The 16,582-nt window shown below is 67.5% G+C and carries 17 protein-coding genes; 12 read left to right on the forward strand and 5 right to left on the reverse strand.

Going from position 1 to position 16,582, the window contains the following annotated elements:
• Positions 1-95 precede the first annotated feature (95 nt).
• The 4 genes from J7346_RS04485 to J7346_RS04500 all read left to right on the forward strand — a co-directional run bounded on the left by J7346_RS04485 (position 96) and on the right by J7346_RS04500 (position 5,680).
• Complete coding sequence (locus tag J7346_RS04485; protein ID WP_209118202.1) at positions 96-929, forward strand: LD-carboxypeptidase; 834 nt, start codon at positions 96-98, stop codon at positions 927-929.
• Positions 930-1,102: 173 nt separating this feature from the next.
• Positions 1,103-3,673 (forward strand): hypothetical protein, encoded by a 2,571-nt coding sequence (locus J7346_RS04490; protein WP_209118204.1) that lies wholly within the window; start codon positions 1,103-1,105, stop codon positions 3,671-3,673.
• The gene (locus tag J7346_RS04495; RefSeq protein ID WP_209118206.1) at positions 3,670-4,680 is read left to right on the forward strand and encodes a protein-L-isoaspartate O-methyltransferase; all 1,011 of its coding nucleotides are present in this window, start codon (positions 3,670-3,672) and stop codon (positions 4,678-4,680) included. The genes J7346_RS04490 and J7346_RS04495 overlap by 4 nt, the downstream gene beginning before the upstream one ends.
• A gap of 43 nt (positions 4,681-4,723) precedes the next feature.
• Positions 4,724-5,680 (forward strand): retropepsin-like aspartic protease, encoded by a 957-nt coding sequence (locus J7346_RS04500; RefSeq protein ID WP_209118208.1) that lies wholly within the window; start codon positions 4,724-4,726, stop codon positions 5,678-5,680.
• On the opposite strand, the gene J7346_RS04505 is transcribed toward J7346_RS04500, so the two are convergent.
• Positions 5,674-6,525 (reverse strand): neutral zinc metallopeptidase, encoded by an 852-nt coding sequence (locus J7346_RS04505; RefSeq protein ID WP_209118210.1) that lies wholly within the window; start codon positions 6,523-6,525, stop codon positions 5,674-5,676. The genes J7346_RS04500 and J7346_RS04505 overlap by 7 nt on opposite strands.
• A gap of 77 nt (positions 6,526-6,602) precedes the next feature.
• Positions 6,603-6,992: a hypothetical protein gene (locus J7346_RS04510; RefSeq protein WP_209118212.1), complete on the reverse strand. Its 390-nt coding sequence runs from the start codon at positions 6,990-6,992 to the stop codon at positions 6,603-6,605.
• A gap of 87 nt (positions 6,993-7,079) precedes the next feature.
• On the opposite strand from J7346_RS04510, the gene J7346_RS04515 reads away from it, so the two are divergent.
• The 3 genes from J7346_RS04515 to J7346_RS04525 all read left to right on the forward strand — a co-directional run bounded on the left by J7346_RS04515 (position 7,080) and on the right by J7346_RS04525 (position 9,074).
• The gene (locus tag J7346_RS04515; RefSeq protein WP_209118214.1) at positions 7,080-7,637 is read left to right on the forward strand and encodes a dihydrofolate reductase family protein; all 558 of its coding nucleotides are present in this window, start codon (positions 7,080-7,082) and stop codon (positions 7,635-7,637) included.
• Positions 7,638-8,020: 383 nt separating this feature from the next.
• Positions 8,021-8,479: a DUF4019 domain-containing protein gene (locus J7346_RS14980; RefSeq protein ID WP_245157654.1), complete on the forward strand. Its 459-nt coding sequence runs from the start codon at positions 8,021-8,023 to the stop codon at positions 8,477-8,479.
• Positions 8,480-8,741: 262 nt separating this feature from the next.
• Entirely contained in the window at positions 8,742-9,074 is a 333-nt protein-coding gene (locus J7346_RS04525) for a hypothetical protein (protein ID WP_209118218.1), read from the forward strand.
• A 76-nt stretch (positions 9,075-9,150) separates the two neighbouring features.
• Here J7346_RS04525 and J7346_RS04530 read toward each other — a convergent pair whose 3' ends face one another.
• A complete protein-coding gene (locus J7346_RS04530) occupies positions 9,151-9,324 on the reverse strand; it encodes a hypothetical protein (protein ID WP_209118220.1) in 174 nt (57 codons plus the stop codon).
• A gap of 49 nt (positions 9,325-9,373) precedes the next feature.
• On the opposite strand from J7346_RS04530, the gene J7346_RS04535 reads away from it, so the two are divergent.
• The gene (locus J7346_RS04535) at positions 9,374-11,101 is read left to right on the forward strand and encodes a recombinase family protein (protein ID WP_209118222.1); all 1,728 of its coding nucleotides are present in this window, start codon (positions 9,374-9,376) and stop codon (positions 11,099-11,101) included.
• A 440-nt stretch (positions 11,102-11,541) separates the two neighbouring features.
• On the opposite strand, the gene J7346_RS04540 is transcribed toward J7346_RS04535, so the two are convergent.
• Together J7346_RS04540 and J7346_RS04545 are read right to left on the reverse strand one after the other, a co-directional pair.
• Positions 11,542-12,315, reverse strand: coding sequence for a 3'-5' exonuclease (locus J7346_RS04540; protein WP_209118224.1), 774 nt, complete (start codon positions 12,313-12,315; stop codon positions 11,542-11,544).
• A gap of 61 nt (positions 12,316-12,376) precedes the next feature.
• A complete protein-coding gene (locus J7346_RS04545) occupies positions 12,377-12,838 on the reverse strand; it encodes a hypothetical protein (protein WP_209118225.1) in 462 nt (153 codons plus the stop codon).
• 344 nt (positions 12,839-13,182) lie between these two features.
• On the opposite strand from J7346_RS04545, the gene J7346_RS04550 reads away from it, so the two are divergent.
• The 4 genes from J7346_RS04550 to J7346_RS04565 all read left to right on the forward strand — a co-directional run bounded on the left by J7346_RS04550 (position 13,183) and on the right by J7346_RS04565 (position 16,582).
• On the forward strand, positions 13,183-13,566 hold the full coding sequence (locus J7346_RS04550; protein ID WP_209118227.1) for a hypothetical protein: 384 nt from the start codon (positions 13,183-13,185) through the stop codon (positions 13,564-13,566).
• Between the two features lie 61 nt (positions 13,567-13,627).
• Complete coding sequence (locus J7346_RS04555; RefSeq protein WP_209118229.1) at positions 13,628-14,860, forward strand: TolC family protein; 1,233 nt, start codon at positions 13,628-13,630, stop codon at positions 14,858-14,860.
• The gene (locus J7346_RS04560; RefSeq protein ID WP_209118231.1) at positions 14,857-15,066 is read left to right on the forward strand and encodes a hypothetical protein; all 210 of its coding nucleotides are present in this window, start codon (positions 14,857-14,859) and stop codon (positions 15,064-15,066) included. Before J7346_RS04555 ends, J7346_RS04560 begins: the two co-directional genes overlap by 4 nt.
• A 13-nt stretch (positions 15,067-15,079) precedes the next feature.
• Positions 15,080-16,582, forward strand: coding sequence for an efflux RND transporter periplasmic adaptor subunit (locus J7346_RS04565; RefSeq protein WP_209118232.1), 1,503 nt, complete (start codon positions 15,080-15,082; stop codon positions 16,580-16,582).

A 16,582-nucleotide genomic window follows, 5' to 3' on the forward strand; every position in this document is an offset into this window, starting at 1 on the left:
TGTCGGAGGAAGGCCCTGACTAGCACGGGGCGCACCGCACGCCAGAGCCGGGAGCCCGATTTGTCCGACCGCCTGCCGAACAGGGGATACACAGTATGGGATCGGTGACGCGGATCGGCGTGGTGGCGGCCTCGTCGCGCTTCAGCAAGGCGACCGCCCAGAGAATGGAAGCCCATGTCGAGGCGCGCTTTCCGGGCGGGGACGTCAAGGTGGTCTTCCATCCGGCCTGCTTCGCCAACCACGGCCATTTTGCGGGGGACGACGCCCTGCGCGCCCGCGCCTTCCTCGAGATGGCCAATGATCCGCGCTTCGATGCCCTGTGGTTCGCGCGCGGCGGCTACGGCTCGTGCCGGGTGGCCGAGGCTGTGCGCGATGGCCTGAAGCCCGAGGCGCGCGAGAAGCGCTATCTGGGCTATTCCGATGCCGGAAGCCTGCTGGCCACCCTGTACAAGGAGGGCTTTGCCCAGGTCGCCCACGGGCCGATGGTCGCCGATATCGGTCGGCGCGAGGGGGCCGCGGCGGTGGATCGCGCGCTGGACTGGCTGATAAAGGGCGCGACCTCGGGGCTGGAGCCCAGCCTCGACGGACGGCCCACTGTCGCCTTCAACCTGACCATTCTGGATCAACTGGTCGGCACGGCGATCGAGCCCGATTTGAGCGGCCATGTGGTCATGCTGGAAGAGGTGTCCGAGGCCCTCTACCGGATCGACCGGATGATGTTTCACCTGACCGGTCAGGCCTCGATCCGCCGCGTCGCGGGCTTCCGCCTCGGCCGGGTCAGCGACGTCACGCCCAACGAGCCCGAGTTCGGCCTGACCCCCGAGGAGATCGTCCGCTACTGGTGCCGGCGATCCGGTATCCCCTATCTAGGCGCAGCCGACATCGGTCATGACGCCGACAACAAGATCGTGCCTTTCGGGCCGCGCTGACGGGAAAATCGGGCGCTGACATGCCCGTGGGCTCGCCCCTGCGGGGAAGGGGGTCGACTCCCCGGCCGCGTCGCGCCAGATGGTCCCATGCGGGTTAAGGGGCTGTTAACCTTGAAATCTTCCGTGCAGGCAACGGACCTCCCGGATCAGCGCCTGATCCGGGGCATGGCGACGTGACCGGGGCGCGGGCCGGCGCGCGCGCGGCGCTCATCCCCCTGTTCCTTGTGGCGCTGGGGGTGGTGGGCATCGAGAACGCCCTGACCCGCTACTTCGCCGTCGCGAAGTGGTCCGAGTACGGCTACTGGATCATCTCGATCGTCATGGCGGGCTTTGCCCTGTCCGGCGTCGTGGTCGCCCTGTTCCGGGATACGGTCGAGCGGTACGGGACGTGGCTGCGCGCCATCCTGCCCGGCGCCATGGTTCTGGCCGCCGCGCTCGGCTACGAGCGGATCGCGCGCAACCCCTTCAACCCGCTTCAGCTGCAGAACCCCGCCACCTGGGCCGATCAGCTGACCAATATCGCGGGCTACTACGGGGCGCTTCTGCCGTTCTTCTTTCTGGCCGGGCTCTACATCGCCCTGATCTTCATCCTGAACCCACGCGAGATCGGGCGGGTCTATGCCTATGACCTGATCGGCGCCGGTCTGGGGTCAGCCGTGGCGCTGGGCCTGATGTTCCTCGTCCATCCCTTCCTGCTGGCGCCGCTGCTGCTGGTGCCGCTGGCGCTGGCGCCGTTGTTCCAGCCGGGCCGCCACAGTGCCCTGGGCGGGGCGGTGGCGGGCGGGGCGCTGGTGCTGGGCGAGGCCATCCTGCTGCTGGGCACGCCGCCCGCCTATTCCGAATTCAAGGCCGTCTATGCCTCGATGAACACCCAGGGCGCCGATGTGGTGGCCGAGGTACGACGCCCGCGCGGCCACTATCTGATGCTCGACAATTTCACCGAGCGGGTCGACGCCGACGTCTCCAACAATGCCTCGATGATGGGGGTCGATGGGCCGCCCGCCACCTATGGCCTGTATCGCGACGGCAGCCGGATCGCGGCCCTGCCCAAGGCGGGCGGGCTGACCGGCACCTATGCCGACAGCGCCCTCTCCGCGGCGCCCTATCGCCTGCGACCGGGGGCCGAGGTGCTGATCCTCGGGGCGTCCGGCGGCTTCCGTCTGGCCGAGGCACGGGCGCTCGGCGCCAGCCGCCAGCAGGTGGTGGAGAGTGAGCCGGTCCTGCGTCAGGCCCTGATCCACGGTCTCGGCCCCGCGCGCGGTCTGGCATTGGGCGAGGACATCCAGCTGTCAGAGGGCGGACCGCTGGCGGTCGCCTGGGCGCACAGCGCGGGCGGTCCGGACGAGGGCTTTCACGTGATCGACGTCTCGTCCGACTTCATCGACGCGGCCCCGGCCAATGCCACGGCCCTGACGGTCGAGGCCATGCAGGCCTATCTGGCGGCGCTGAAGCCCGACGGCATGATCTCTGTGCCGGTCTCGATCCGCGACTTCCCGGTCTATGCCTTCCGGGTGATGAGCACGGCGCGCGAGGCCCTGCTGCGCTCCGGGATCGAGCATGCCGAGGCCCACGTCATGGTCTACCGGTCGGCCTGGAATGCTCGCATCCTCATCTCGCCGACGCCGTGGAGCGAGGCGGATGTGACAGCGCTTGAGGCCTTTGCCTCGGCCCGGTCCTTCGATGTGTCGTGGCGGCCCGGTCTGGATGTCGATGCGGCGCGTGCCGGCCTGTTCAACGACCTGCCCGTTGTGTCGTTCGAGAGCGGCACAGTGGTCTCACAGGGCACGGACGACGCCATCGCGCGTGAGGCCGAGGCCATTCTGCAAGGGCGCGACAGCCCCTCCAGCCGCGCCTTCAACATCCGGCCCCAGACGCTGGATCGCCCGGCCTGGTACGCTTCGCTGCGACTGGACCGCACCGCCACCCTGATCCATCGGCTGGAGGTCCTGCCGCAGGCCGAGATCGGCGCCCTGGTCAATCTGGTGGTGCTGGGCCAGGCGGCGGTGATCGCCCTGCTGGTTCTGGCCGCGCCCCTGCTGTTCCGTCGGCGCCGCAGCGGACCGCCTGAACCGCGCCGCCTGTGGCCGGTCTTCTACTTCCCCAGCCTCGGCCTCGGCTTCCTGCTGATCGAGATCTTCCTGATCGACAAGGCGGCCTTCTATCTCAACGACTATTCCTCGGCCTTCGCCCTGGTCCTGACGTCGATGCTGATCTTCTCGGGCCTCGGCAGTCTGATCGCCGGGCGGATGGGGGCCATGCCCAAGGTCGCCGCCTTCATCTCGCTGGTCGTGGTGCTGGGCTGGATCGGCCTGATGCTGACCGGCGCCGAAGAGATACTGATGACCACCCTCGACCAGCCCGTCTGGGTGCGGGGTCTGATCGTGCTGGCGACCGCCGCGCCGGTCTCGCTGGCGTTGGGCCTGCCGTTCCCGCTGGGCCTGATCCAGGTGGGCGAGGGCCGGATGCTGCCCTGGGCCTGGGGGCTGAACGGGGCCTTTTCCGTGGTGGCCACGCCGCTGGCCAATCTGATGTCGCGCGAGGTCGGCTTCTCCTCCCTGCTGATGGTCGGGGCCGGACTGTACGTCCTGGCCTTCCTGGCGCTGCCGGTCGGGTGCGCCGCCGGCCGGACACGCCACCCCGTGGTCCTCGAAGACCCCGAGCCCGCGCCAGAGGCCGCCCCGTCCGAGAATGAGCCCGATCCCTTTCCTGCCGCGTCCCCCGCGCAGAATGGAGACCTGTCATGACCATCGACCGTAGACGCCTGCTCGCCGGAGGGGCCGCCCTGGCCGGGGCCGGCAGCCTGGCGGCCTGTGACGAGGCGACCCGCGACCGCCTGCAGGCCCGGCTGAACCCCACCCGCACCGGCGGCGGAGGCAGCGCCCCCGCCGGTCCGGCCACGCCGGCGGCAGCTCCGGAAACGGCCGACAGCGCTGTGTCCGAGACAGTGCGCATGCCCTCGCAGCCCTGGACCTATGAGGCCTTTGTCACCGCCATGGCGGCGTCCGAGCGGCCCAGCGCCCTGACCGAGGCCCAGTTCGACCAGATTCAGGCGCGCAAGCCCGCCGCCATCCAGCGCATCAAGACCTATCTGGACGGCAAGTTCGGCGCCGCCGACCCCCGCGTGGTCCAGGCCTTCGAGAGCGTGCCGCGCGACTTCTATCACTATGCCTATGCCGCCCAGGCCTCGACGGCGTACCAGGCCTATGAGGACAATCCCAAGCCCTGGGCCATCGGCCATGGCTCGGTGCTCAGCGACTATCTGGGCCAGGCCTATATGACCCAGCTGGCCGAACCCAAACCCACCGATGTCACGCTGGAAATCGGGACCGGCTCGGGCTTTCAGTCGTCCCTGCTGTCGCGGATCGTGCGCGATTCCTACACCATCGAGATCATCGAGCCGGTGGGCCGCGCGGTCAGCAAGATCTTCAAGCCGCTGGGCTATGACAACGTCCACGCCCGGGTCGGCGACGGCTATTTCGGCTGGCCCGAGGTCGAGGGCGGGTTCGACACCATCATGCTGACCTGTGTGGCCCAGTACGCTCCGCCCGAACTGTTCCGGCAGCTGAAGCCCGGCGGCAAGCTGATCATCCCGATCGGCCAGCCCTTCCGCAGGGGCCAGGTGCTGTACGTCTATACCAAGGACGAGGATGGCCGGGTGCGATCGCGCCGCGACGTGGGCGTCTTCTTCATTCCCATGACCGGCGCCATGCAGAACCGGCCGCGACCCCAGGGCGCAGCCTCGGGCGGCTGACGCCCTCTGGTCATCGTCCCGGCTTCGGGCCAAACAGGAAGCCATGGACCGCCGCAGCTTCCTCATCCGAACGGGCGTGATCGCCGGGGCCGTCGGCGGTGGCTGGTGGCTGAAGGATCATGTGCTGTGGCGCGCGCCGGGCGTCGCCTTTGCCGCGGACGGCCGCACCCCCTGGATGCCCTATGTCTCGCGCGTGCTGAGCCCCACCGTCAGCCTCCGGCTGGCCGGGCGCGACGTCACCGCCCTGGTCGACAGCGGCGCCCAGTATTCCGTGATCGACAAGACCTTCCACGAGGCGATTGCCGCCGACCTCGGTCCGCGCCCGCTGTTCGACATTCCTCTCGTCGCCTATGGCGTCGGCGGCCAGCCCCAGATGGGGCAAGGCGTTCGGCTGGACGTGGCGATGGAGGGGCTCAGCCTCACCGGCCTGCGCTGCGCCATCCTCGACCTCGGCCCGCTGGCCGACGAGCGGGGCCTGTCGGCACCCCTGATCCTGGGTCAGGATGTGCTGAAGCTGATGCAGCTGGAACTGGATCTGAACGACCGTCGCCTGCGCCTGCACGCGGCGGGGCAGGTCGCGCCGGCCGGACAGTGGACGCGGCTGCCGGTCCGGCGACGGGGGACCAGTCTGGTCGCGCCGGTGCAGGTCGAGGGGCATCCGCTCGAGGCGGTGGTCGATACCGGCGCCACCTCCATCCTCAGCCTCAGCGGAAAGGCCGCCGAGGATGCCGGCCTGCGTGACGGGCGCACGGTCACAGCCGGTGACAGTCTGGTGCTGGGCGGATCGGTACGCGCCGATGTGGTGCAGGTCGACCATCTGGCCGCCGCCGGTCAGACCTTCACCAATGTGCCGGTGCCCATCTATGGCGCTGTCGGCCTGCCGGGGGTGCCGACGGCCCTGCTGGGCATGCAGGCGTTCCGCGATCAGGGCCTGCTGGTCGATGTGGGCGGCGGCGCCCTTTACCGCACCGCCCAGCTGGACCTGACCGTGGTTCAGTAGCCGCGGAAGGTGTCGCAGGACGCCGGGTCACCCGACTGATAGCCGCGCCGCAGCCACTCGACCCGCTGGGCCGAGGTGCCGTGGGTGAAGCCGTCGGGCGAGACACGACCGCCGTTGCGCTGTTGCAGGGTGTCGTCCCCGATGGCCGAGGCGGTCTTCAGCCCCTCTTCCAGATCGCCGGTCGTCAGCGCCACCTCGCCACCCGAGACGCGGGCGGCATTGGCCGCCCATACCCCTGCATAACAGTCGGCCTGCAGCTCCAGCGCCACGGAGAACCGGTTGGCCTCGGCCTGGCTGGTCGCGCGGGCCTGGGCCTTGCGCACATCGTCCGAGGCGCCCGTCAGGGTCTGGACGTGGTGGCCGAATTCGTGAGCGATCACATAGGCCTTGGCGAAGTCCGCGCCCGAGGCGCCCAGCTGGGTCTGCATCTGCTGCCAGAAGCCAAGGTCGAGATAGACGGTCTGGTCGGTCGGGCAATAGAAGGGCCCCATGGCCGACTGGCCAAAGCCGCAGCCTGTAGCCGTGCCCGTCTCGTACAGCACCACGGTCGGCGCCCGGTAGCCCATCAGCAGGTCCGACCAGACGGCGTTCACATTGCCGCCGATCACATCGACGAACAGGCCGGCATCGTCCTCGGGCGTGCCGCGCTCGCCCTCGGCCTGACTGCCCGCGGCGCCCAGCTGGGTCGCCACCTGGGTGGTGGTCTCGGGCGAGATGCCGAAGATGAAATAGCCCAGCAGCGCCAGCACGGTGACGCCCAGGCCACCCCCGGCGATTCCGCCCACGCCCATGCCGCGCCGGTCCTCAATTCCGCCGCCGCCGCGTTGTCCACCTCTCCAGCGCATGATGCCCTCCCTGTTCGTCCCGTTTGAAGCTTAACGGCGAACGCCGGTCGAGCGAAAGGGATGCGCGGATCAGGCGATCAGTCGTCCCGGTCCAGCCAGCGGTCGATCTCGCCGGTGCGGGCCTCGACCTCCTCGCGCCGCGCGCGGGCCTGTGCCGGTGTGCCGGGAGGAATGGGCGGCGGCGGCACCAGCGCGGGTGTCTGGCGCTGGCGTTCCAGATCGGCGACCGCGCGCGCGGCTTGCGCCCGGCCCCGCTCGGCCTCGGCCTGACGCAGGTCGGCCCCGGTGCGCAGCCGGTCGATCTCATAGCGGTGCTGCTCGACCGCATACCCGCCCGGCGGCGGCAGGGTCCCCACGCGCGGTGGCGGCGCGATATAAGGCGGCGGCAGGCTCTGGGCTTCGGCCGCCGTGGCGCCGGCCAGGGCCAGACCAGAGGCAAGACCGGACAGGATCAGGGGACGGGTCATGGGAGCATACTGACACGGAAAGCGTGCCATTTCATGGCCGTTGATCGGCGGATGCGCCGGGCGACAGTTGGAGCTAGTCTCGCGGCCATGGGAACCCTGACCTTCAGCCTGAACCTGACCCTCGACGGCTGCGTCGACCATCAGGAGGGAATCGCCGATGACGAGACCCACGCCTTCTTCACCCGCATGATGGACGACGCCGGCGCCATGCTGTGGGGCCGTGTCACCTATGAGATGATGGAGGGCTACTGGCCCGCCGTGGCGCGTGGTGAGGTCGAGGCACCCCCGGCCGTCCGCGAGTGGGCGATCAAGCTTGAGACCAAGCCGAAATATGTGGTCTCGACCACGCGCCCCGACTTTCCCTGGACGAACAGCCACGCCCTGACCGGGGACCTGCGCACGGCGGTGCAGGGGTTGAAGGAGGCCACACCCGACGGTGTGCTGCTGGGCAGCGGCCAGTTGGCGGTCGCGCTGGACCGGCTGGACCTGATCGACGACTACCGCTTCCTGATCCACCCCCGCATCGCCGGCCACGGCCCGACCCTCCACCAGGCGGGGCTGGGCGCCACACGACGGCTGGAGCGGGTCTCGACAACGCCGCTGACCAATGGCGCGATCGCCGTCCACTACCGGCGGGCGGGGTGAGGGGCGTTTTCCTTTGAGGGCCCATCCTCTAGGCTCCCGTCATGGAGACGGACGAGGCGATCAGGTCCCTGAGCGAGAAGGAGCGACAGGCGCTCCGGCTGCTTCTTGCAGGGCACGACGCAAAGTCCAGCGCCCGGGCCCTGGGCGTGTCGCACCATGCCGTCCATGACCGCCTGCGCCGGGCTCGACAAAAGCTGGGCACGACCGGGAGCCGCGAGGCGGCCCTCATTCTGGATGCGTGGGAGAGCCCTTCACCCGATCCCGTCGTGCACAAACCGATCGGGGATGAGCCCCCGCCGCCTTTGCCGGATGACTCCTCCAGCGCCCAAACGAAGCGACCGGTCCCCTTCTGGTCGCAGTGGCGCGGGAAAGGATTGATCCTCATGTCCGTCACCACGCTTGTCATCGCCGCCGCCCTCACCCTCAACAGCCCGGGCGGTGCCGTGCAGAATACCGCACCCGCCGTCCAGGGCTCGGTGGACCCGGCACCCCAGGCCCGGTCGCAGTCCATCGGCGCCGCGCGCGACTTCCTGACTCTGGTCGATGCGGGCGACGCCGCCGCAAGCTATGAGGCGGCCGCGCCGGCCTTCCGGAATGCCCACGGTTTTGGCCTGTGGGAGCTGGGGGTGGCGTTCCACGCTCAGGAAGGCGGCGCCCAGCGTCGAACGCTCGTCTCCGTGGAACCGGACAACGCTCCCGCCAATCCGGAGTATGCGGCGCTCGAAATCCTGACCTTCGATACGATCATGATGAATGGCGACCACAAGTCCGAGCGGCTGGCGATGGCCCTGATCGACGGGGTCTGGCGGGTCGTGACGATCGACATCAACGACATCGGATAGGACCCCAACAGAGGGCCGCCGCAGGAATGTCTCCCGGACGTGGGGCAGCTGCTTCGAGCCGCCCCACCCTCCCTTTCAGGGCCCGGCCTGTCCGCTCACCCCCGGGACAGGCCTGAAATCGGAACGAACACCAAGGCGCTCCGTTTTCAGGGGAACCGTGTTCGCTCGGCCATGCTGACTGCTCACGCGCCGTCATGACCCCTGAAGGGTCGCCGGGCCGCGATCGCGGTTCACAAGCCACAGCAATCAGGAGACTGATGATATGTTGATCAAGATCATGACAGGCACGGCCTTTGCGGCCGTCTTACTGGCCGGCGCTGCGTCGGCGGGGAGTGCCCACGCCCAGTCCCAAACCGATGCCCAGGACCCGGGCCATCGGGCCGAAAGCCCTGAAGTTGTCGAGCGCGGCCCGAACGGGCAGGCCACCAAGGTGCGCGTCAACGGGGTCGTCTACCCGGTCTGCACCCGCGACGACGAGGACAGCTGCATCCAGCCGCGCGCGGCCCGGCTCGGCTGGGGCGATCGTCCCCTCGAGACCTGGCCCGGTGAACCCGCCAGTCGAATGCAGGACACTGCCGATCGGTCCGGGACCTGATCCGGATTAGCGCCACGGATAGACCCGCAGTGACGCCCGCGCCTGATGACAGGCGCGGGCGCTGCGATTCTGCTTCTCAGCCCTGGCTCATCGCTGCAGAGCCAGCATCCTGCTGCTTCGCGACCGCCCGCTTCAGCACCTCGGCATAGCCGCCGGCGACTTCCATCCGCGCGCCTTCGGGCCGGGTGTGGAGGGCGCGGTGCAGGGTCGGCAGCTTCCAGCAGGGCACATGCATGAACATATCGCGCACGGCTACAACATAGCTTAACAATGGAGTTCCCGATGCGGGTTTCTCAGTTATGCCGAACATTTACAGCTACGTGCGATTCTCGACGAAGGCTCAAGAAAAGGGTGCCTCGATTGAACGCCAGCGACAGGAAATCGACAAGGTCTGTGCTGAGCGCGGTTGGCTCATTCACGAGCAGATCGAAGACCTAGGCCGATCAGCCTGGAAGGGACATCATCTGAACGACGCGGCCGGGTTGGGTGATTTCGCTAACCGGGTCCGAACTGGACTGATCCCCCGGGGCAGCACCCTCGTAATCGAGAATGTGGATCGGCTGAGCCGGGAGGAGCCAATCGACGTTTTGACGTGGATGGTCGAGCTGAACCGGCACGGGCTCAACTTCTTCTTTGCGGAAGGAAGAACGCTATTCGATCACAGCACGCTCCGTGGCCAAGAGGCCGGTTGGCGGCTTTTCCAGCTGTGGGGAGGCAGCGAGAGAGCGAAGGGCGAGAGCGACCGAAAATCTGAGATCATGCGAAAGGCGTGGCGGAGAAAGCAGGAAGCCGCTGCCGAGCGCCGTGAGGTGATGACTTCTCAGGCGCCGCTTTGGCTGGTCCTTCGCGAGGACCGCAGCGGGTTCCATGTCGATCAAGATCGAGCAGGCGTTGTGCGGGAGATTTACCAGCTGTGTGCGGATGGAGTTTCGATCCGCGGCATCGCCCGGATACTGAACAAGCGCGGGTGCAAGGCTTGGGGTCCACAAGGTACGGAATACGCTCGCGATGGCTGGAGCATGACGAGCATTCGTCGGCTCCTGACCGCTCCTCAAGTCGAAGGAGATTACGTCCCGAAGTCGGTGCAGGAAGGTCAGCCGACCCGCATCATCGGCTACTATGATCGAATTGTAGATGCCGCGCTTGTCGCTCGCGCGCGAGAAGCGCTTGAGAGCCGGAAATCCGGTGTTCAGGGTTCAAACTCCAACAAGTTCAATAACCTCTTCTCCGGACTCGTACGCTGCGGCAGATGCGGAGGGAAAATGGAATTCCGTAAGCCATGGGCTAGGGGAAACAACGGGCCAGAGACCCGGCGAGGATACTTCAACTGCCTAAACGCGTCGCTCAAGCGCGGCTGCGACGTGTCCGCCACCTATCGGTACGGAACTTTTGAGGACGCAGCCCTCAAGACGCTACTAAGCCACGCTTTAAATGACGAGACGTTCCGCGATGGCGCCGAAGCGAGAGCTCGAGAAAATGACTTGGCAGAAGCCGAAAAGAACGTTCGGGATCTGCAGGCTCAGATTGATCGAGCGGTCGATTATCTGCTGACGAGCCCCAGCAGGGCAGTCAAAGGCCGCCTTGAGAAACTCGAAGGCGAATTGGCCGAGGCGGAGCGCGAGGTAATGGATGCCCGCATCGCCCTTCGTAAGACGGAAGGTGCCATCGGTCCCGGTGAAGCGCTGTGTCGGATCGCTGAGGTGCAGGAAGCGATCCATAGCGAAGATGAAGAGGTCAGGAGGCTGGCCCGCGCGAAGGTAACGGCTGCGCTGAAAGGCATCGTGGATATGGTCATCTGCGACCCTGCCGATACCCACGGAGGCCAGGTCAGACGAACGTTGACCGTTGTGTGCGTCGGGGGTGCCCAAAACTACAAGTTCGAGAATAAGGGCGGACTGATAGCGGAGGCTGGTGTGTTGGCCGACCTCGACAAGGGTTTAGGCCACGCCGAAGGCGTGGGTGCCGACGATCCGCGAACGAGGCGTCGTCTTGACGCGCTTCAGCGCAGGCCGAAACAAACTGCCTGAGGCCTGAGGGGCCCTACGAACCCTCAGAAGGGCCCTCAACAGTACGTAGGGCTACAACGCTCCCGACGAGCTTAACGGGCGCTGTGCGGGGCACGCTGGGGCGTTCCAGATCCCGTCGTAAATGCTGAAGGTAGGCTTCGCCCAGTGCCTCATGGTTCGGGCCATTGGATGCGACTAAGGCCGCAAAGACCGGGTAACGCTCCCAAGTCCGGTGGCTTCGATCGATCAGGTCAACCAAGTGACGGATCAGCTTAAGTCGTTCGTCCGCAAGCCAGATGACGTTGCCCAGATTTCCCGTCGAGGACTCATCGTCATCTGACGCGTCATTCAGTAGGGCATTGACCCAAACCTCTGCATGAAGGCGACCTGCAGGGCCGGGGAGGATTTCGGCGCGCACCTGCTTGAACGCCAGGTCCCACGCGGCGCTGCTATAGCGGACTTTATTCAGGGGCGCTCCCCAACGATGGGCCAGCGACCCGGGCCGATCCCGAGAATGGTGCGAGGTGCGGTCTGTCGACAGACCTGATGTCGATGAAATCTGTGAGGTTCCGCTCGCTCTGAGCGTGGGCACTGGGTGCCAGCGTGCCCCGCATAAGTTCGTAGCGGAGCCAAACCCGATACGTGTTGACCACGTCGGTCTCACAGTAGTCCGCGACCTCCTGAATGCGCCCCGTCGCGACGTACTCGGCCACCTTAGAGCCATCGACACCGTCAGGCTTTCCGGGAAGCCCGAGGATGCGCGAGAGTTCGTCCAGCTTGCACTTGCCCTGGCTGGTGAAGCTCGCGAGGACATCGCAGAGGTCCACGGCGTCGTCGGAATACCGCTTGAAATAGCCCCTCGTGTATAGGCCCTGCACCGACAGTTGATTGACCATGGCCCGGTAGCGCAGCACCGGCAGGTCGAAGCCGCTTCCGTTGAACGATACGAGGCAAGGCCGCAGTTCATTCAGGCGATCGGCAAAACTCGAGATCAGATCGGCTTCACTGCGGTCTCCGATGTGCGGGGCTCCGAGCGATCGTACGATCCAGCCGTCCTCGCTGCTCTCCGCGATCAAGGCGCCGATGCAGGCGATCCGATGCAGCGGAAGCTTGCAGAACTTCTCGCCGACGATCTCCTGAGCCTGAACCGCGTCGTGGGGGTCCACGCCGTGGACGCGAGACACAGCCTCCAGATCGGGAATGGTCTCAAGATCGAATACGACGACGTGGGCCATGAGACCTCGCTGGTGCGAAAGGGTGATGGGCGGCAATGCCGCCCATCGGTTCTGGCACAGCTTAGCCCGCCTTCTGGGCCTTCGCCGTCTTTATCGTCGCGGCCCGCGACTGAGCGGCAGCGGCCACGGCAGCATCGAACTCACCGGCGCGGACTGCCTCTTCCAGCGTGTCGATGATCGGACCGATGCCCGCGAGGTCCTCGGCTTCGACGGAGGTCATGCCCCTGGCAAGTTCCAAGGGGCGGCCGCCGTAGCGGAGTTGGAAATAGACCTTGCCGCCGTCGCCGCTGAACCAGCCCTTGCGGACGGAGCGCGGGACTTCGACGCGCGTCCGGTTCCCGGCTTCGTCCGTCTTAGTGACAGTGCGGACGACCGCATAGGACTTCCCCGCGATGGTGGCTTCGACCAGCGCTCGCTGTTCAGCGAGATAACCACGCAGCTTTTCGCGGTTGCGCTCTTTCGGGCTGGCCGGCTGATTTTGCGGCTTCGCAGCGGACAGTTTCAGGGATTTCAGAAGGGACATGAACACCTCGCTCTGGGGTTGTCGATGTCGCCGCTCTAATGCCGTCGTCCAGATATGCGACCAGAGACTGACCCGAAAATAATTCGAGCGTCACCACCATAGTTTTAGGGGATGAAAGTTGGTCTGGGATCGCGGGATTTTCGCCTCGTGATAAAGTCCGGTCGAGCCCTGATCTTCATTCTGCGCTCATCTCAGGGGGCGAGCCCGAGATGGCGGTAAGCGCCACAAGCGGCCATCGGCTCACTGCCAGACAGCGGACCTTAGGGAGGTCGAGTTACACTCCCCCTCCGCCTGTGGGGCTTTCCGGATTGCCCGTGTGTTGCGCTTGCTCTAAGCCGATCCACGTGTCGCGGTTCTCGTTCCGAGCTGTCCGCCTGATCCTGGCGGTGATCGTCGCCGTCGCTGTGGGAGTGCCCGCCGCGATGTGGGACTCCCATGCTGTCGCGCACGAGTTCTCGGCGGCCGATGTGGTTGGGCAACATCATCACCATAGCGATGATGGCCGGATCATCATCGACCACGACCACGACCAGGGCGGCAACGACGAGGAACGCGATCCCGGCCACGAACACGGCCCGGTCCCGCAGGTCGTCGCCGATGGCGCAACGGTCAGCGTCGTGACGCTGTCGCCCCCTGCCGGAAGATCGCTGCCGACGGACCTGGTGCAGCGCCCGACGCCGCCGGGTCGCCCTCTCGATCCCGACCGACGACCCCCACGAACCGTCTGAACGTCGGTGGCCCGCCCGCGCCTTCCGCGCGGCGGTCAATGTCGTTTGAACGGAGCCTGGAATGTCTTCCCTCATCTGGTCGGGTCGCCTTGTCGGCGCGACGATCCCAATGGCGGCGAGCCTGCTCGCACTGCCTGTGCACGCGCAGAGCCAGGCCGCCCCGCAGCCGATAACTCAGGACGAGGCGGTCAGCCGCGCCCTGGCCGTGCCAGACTGGCGGGCGGCAGGCGAGGGACGTCGCGACGCCGCACGGGCCGAAGCGGATGGCGTGCGTCGGTTCGACAACCCCTCCCTTGAGGTTCGACGCGGTTCGGTCAGCGGCCCCGGCGAGGACGAGACCGAGTGGGAAGCCGAAGTGGTGCAGAGCCTTGACCTGACCGGACGGCGCGCCTCGTTGCGACGGGCGGCGGAGGCCGAAGCCGACGCTGTAGACCTGGAAGTGCGACGCGCCGATCAGGAACGGGTCGCGGCTGTTCGGCGGGCCTGGGTCGAGTGCGCGGTCGCCTCGCGCAAGGCCGACCTGAGCCGACGCTTCTCCGCCCGCCTCGCGGCTGTGGAACGCATTGTCAGCGAAAGAACCGACGCCGGGGACGTCGCCATCTACGATCTCCGCCGCATGCGGGTGGAGGCGCGCACGGCCGAGGCCGAGGCGGCCATTCTGGAAGCCGAGGTGGGCGCCGCCTGCGCCGGTCTGTCGGCGCTGACGGATACGACGGGCGCGAGAGCGGCTGGCCCGCTGCTGGCCCCCATGCCGGCTGAGGCCGTCGTCGCGGATCGCCCCGACCTCAGGGCTGGTGAACGCCGTGCGGAAGCGGCGCGTCAGCAGGTCCGCGCCGCCGACCGTAGCCGTCTGCCTGAGCTGGAATTCGGCCTCGGCTGGAAGCGTCTGGAGACTATGGGCATCGAGGCGGACGGGCCGCAATTTAGCGTGGGACTCACGCTGCCGCTCTTCGACAATGGATCGGCGCGCGCGCGCCAGGCCCGCGCCGAAGAGCGGGCTGCCGCCGCAGAACTTGCGTTGGACCGCCGCACCGTCGACGGCGAGATCGCTGCGGCCGCCGCCCGCGTCGATGGACTCCTTGCCGCCCTGACCGCCGCCATCGAGACCCACGACGACGCCCAGCGCCTGGGGGCCGCCGCGCAGACCGCCTATGAGGCGGGCGAGGGCGACGTCACGGAATTGGTCGACGCCTATCGCGCCGCCCATGCCGCCGACCTTTTCATCACCGAGCTGACGGGACGCGCCAACCTGGCCGTGATCGAACTCGACCTCGCCCGAGGAGGGCAACCATGAAGACCCTGACTTTCACCGCCGCCACGCTGGTCCTGATGCTGGCCGCCTGTTCGCCGTCCGCCGAGACAGAAGACACGTCCGCCGCAACCGAGACCGCCGCGACGGCTCCGGCTGCGGAGCCGTCCCATGCCGACGACGACGCCGCCGAACCGGCCGCTGACGATCACTCCCACGAAGGCCCGGACGCGGCCCACGCTCCGCACTGAAGAGACTGAAACGATGAAGTCGATGCTCCCCGCCCTCGCGGCGCTCGTTCTCCTCTCCGCCTGCTCCGGTGACGGCCAGGAGGCCGCCGAGGCGCATGCGGCGGGGAGCGTCACCGTCACCCACTATTCCCCGGCGACCGAACTGTTCGTCGAGTATCGCCCGCTGGTGCTGGATCGCCGTCGCCGGTTCGACGCCCATCTCAGCCGGGTCTCCGATTATCGCGCCGTCGCCGAAGGCCGTCTGACGGTCGAGCTGGTCTGGCCTGACGGTCATGTCGATGCTGCGACCGCCCCCGTCTCCGACACGCCGGGTATCTTCCGCCCTCTGCTCCGGGCCACCCGCACAGGGCAGGCGCGGCTTCGCTTCCGCCATGTCGGCGAACGAGGCGAAAGCGTCCATGATCTGGGCCTGGTCACCGTCCATCGCACCAGCGAGGAGGCCGCCAAGGCCGCGCCCCCTCATGAGGAAAACCCCAATCGCATCGCCTTCCCCAAGGAAGCCCAGTGGAAGGTGCCCTTCGCTACCCGGCCCGTTGGTGACGGCCTGATCAATCGCACACTGCCAGTCACCGTCGATGTCCGTATTGCGCCGGACGCCGAGGCGATCATTTCCGCACCCGTCACCGGCGTGATCCGCACCGGCTCGACCGTTCCGGCCACCGGCATGCCGGTGCGCGCCGGACAAACCTTGGCGAGCATCAGCGCCCAGTTGGGCGGGGGAGAGGACGTGGCCTCCCTGGATCTTGAGATTTCGCAAGCGCGTATTGAGCTGGATGCCGCTCGCCGGGAGGTCGCGCGGATGACGCGGCTGGTCGAGGCCGAAGCAGCACCCCAGAGACGGTTGGACGAAGCGCGCACCACCGAACGTCTGGCGGCGGCTCGCCTCCAGGCCGCCCAACGCCGTCGAGCCTCGCTCGCGGGTGGGGGACCGGGGGTGCCGGTGGTCGCGCCCATTTCGGGTCGCATCCTGCGATCCACACTCGTTCGCGGCGCGTCGGTGGAGGCCGGGACCGAGCTGATGCGGATCGGCGATCCCAACCGCCTGTGGCTCGTGGCGCGTGTGCCGGAGGCGCAGGCGTCCGGACTGACCACGGCCTTGGGTCTCGACGTGATGGTGGAGGGGCGGCGTCTGGATCTCCCCGGTCTGCGCCGCGTCACCAACGTGGGCTTTGTAGATCCCGAGTCCCGCACGTCCGAGATTATCTTCGCCTACGACGGCTCGGCGGTTCGCCCCGGCCAGCGCGTGCAGGGTCGTCTTTCGGTCGGCGAAGGTCGGCGCGGTTTGAGTGTCCCGGCCTCGGCCATTCTCAACGAAAGCGGACAGGACGTGGTCTATGTCCAGGTCGAGGGCGAGGCGTTCGAGCGTCGGATCGTCACCGTGGGGGAACGCAGCGGCGACCGGGTGGCGGTGACGGGCGACCTTCGCGCCGGAGAGCGGGTGGTCTCGACCGGAGCCTCCATCGTCCGAGCGGCGGCGGCGACGCCTGACGCCTTCGGCCACGGCCACGCACACTGA

The sequence above is a fragment of the Brevundimonas sp. A19_0 genome (genome assembly GCF_017744255.1).
Classification (GTDB): Bacteria; Pseudomonadota; Alphaproteobacteria; order Caulobacterales; family Caulobacteraceae; genus Brevundimonas.

What these genes read in the sequence shown, in the direction of transcription:
- J7346_RS14980 (WP_245157654.1), top strand. Translation starts at nt 8,021, where the DNA reads ATGTCCGTCACCACGCTTGTCATCGCCGCCGCCCTCACCCTCAACAGC.
- J7346_RS04540 (WP_209118224.1), bottom strand. Translation starts at nt 12,315, where the DNA reads ATGGCCCACGTCGTCGTATTCGATCTTGAGACCATTCCCGATCTGGAG.
- J7346_RS04560 (WP_209118231.1), top strand. Translation starts at nt 14,857, where the DNA reads ATGAAGACCCTGACTTTCACCGCCGCCACGCTGGTCCTGATGCTGGCC.
- J7346_RS04525 (WP_209118218.1), top strand. Translation starts at nt 8,742, where the DNA reads ATGTTGATCAAGATCATGACAGGCACGGCCTTTGCGGCCGTCTTACTG.
- J7346_RS04495 (WP_209118206.1), top strand. Translation starts at nt 3,670, where the DNA reads ATGACCATCGACCGTAGACGCCTGCTCGCCGGAGGGGCCGCCCTGGCC.
- J7346_RS04500 (WP_209118208.1), top strand. Translation starts at nt 4,724, where the DNA reads ATGGACCGCCGCAGCTTCCTCATCCGAACGGGCGTGATCGCCGGGGCC.
- J7346_RS04535 (WP_209118222.1), top strand. Translation starts at nt 9,374, where the DNA reads ATGCCGAACATTTACAGCTACGTGCGATTCTCGACGAAGGCTCAAGAA.
- J7346_RS04515 (WP_209118214.1), top strand. Translation starts at nt 7,080, where the DNA reads ATGGGAACCCTGACCTTCAGCCTGAACCTGACCCTCGACGGCTGCGTC.
- J7346_RS04485 (WP_209118202.1), top strand. Translation starts at nt 96, where the DNA reads ATGGGATCGGTGACGCGGATCGGCGTGGTGGCGGCCTCGTCGCGCTTC.
- J7346_RS04555 (WP_209118229.1), top strand. Translation starts at nt 13,628, where the DNA reads ATGTCTTCCCTCATCTGGTCGGGTCGCCTTGTCGGCGCGACGATCCCA.
- J7346_RS04510 (WP_209118212.1), bottom strand. Translation starts at nt 6,992, where the DNA reads ATGACCCGTCCCCTGATCCTGTCCGGTCTTGCCTCTGGTCTGGCCCTG.
- J7346_RS04545 (WP_209118225.1), bottom strand. Translation starts at nt 12,838, where the DNA reads ATGTCCCTTCTGAAATCCCTGAAACTGTCCGCTGCGAAGCCGCAAAAT.
- J7346_RS04505 (WP_209118210.1), bottom strand. Translation starts at nt 6,525, where the DNA reads ATGCGCTGGAGAGGTGGACAACGCGGCGGCGGCGGAATTGAGGACCGG.
- J7346_RS04565 (WP_209118232.1), top strand. Translation starts at nt 15,080, where the DNA reads ATGAAGTCGATGCTCCCCGCCCTCGCGGCGCTCGTTCTCCTCTCCGCC.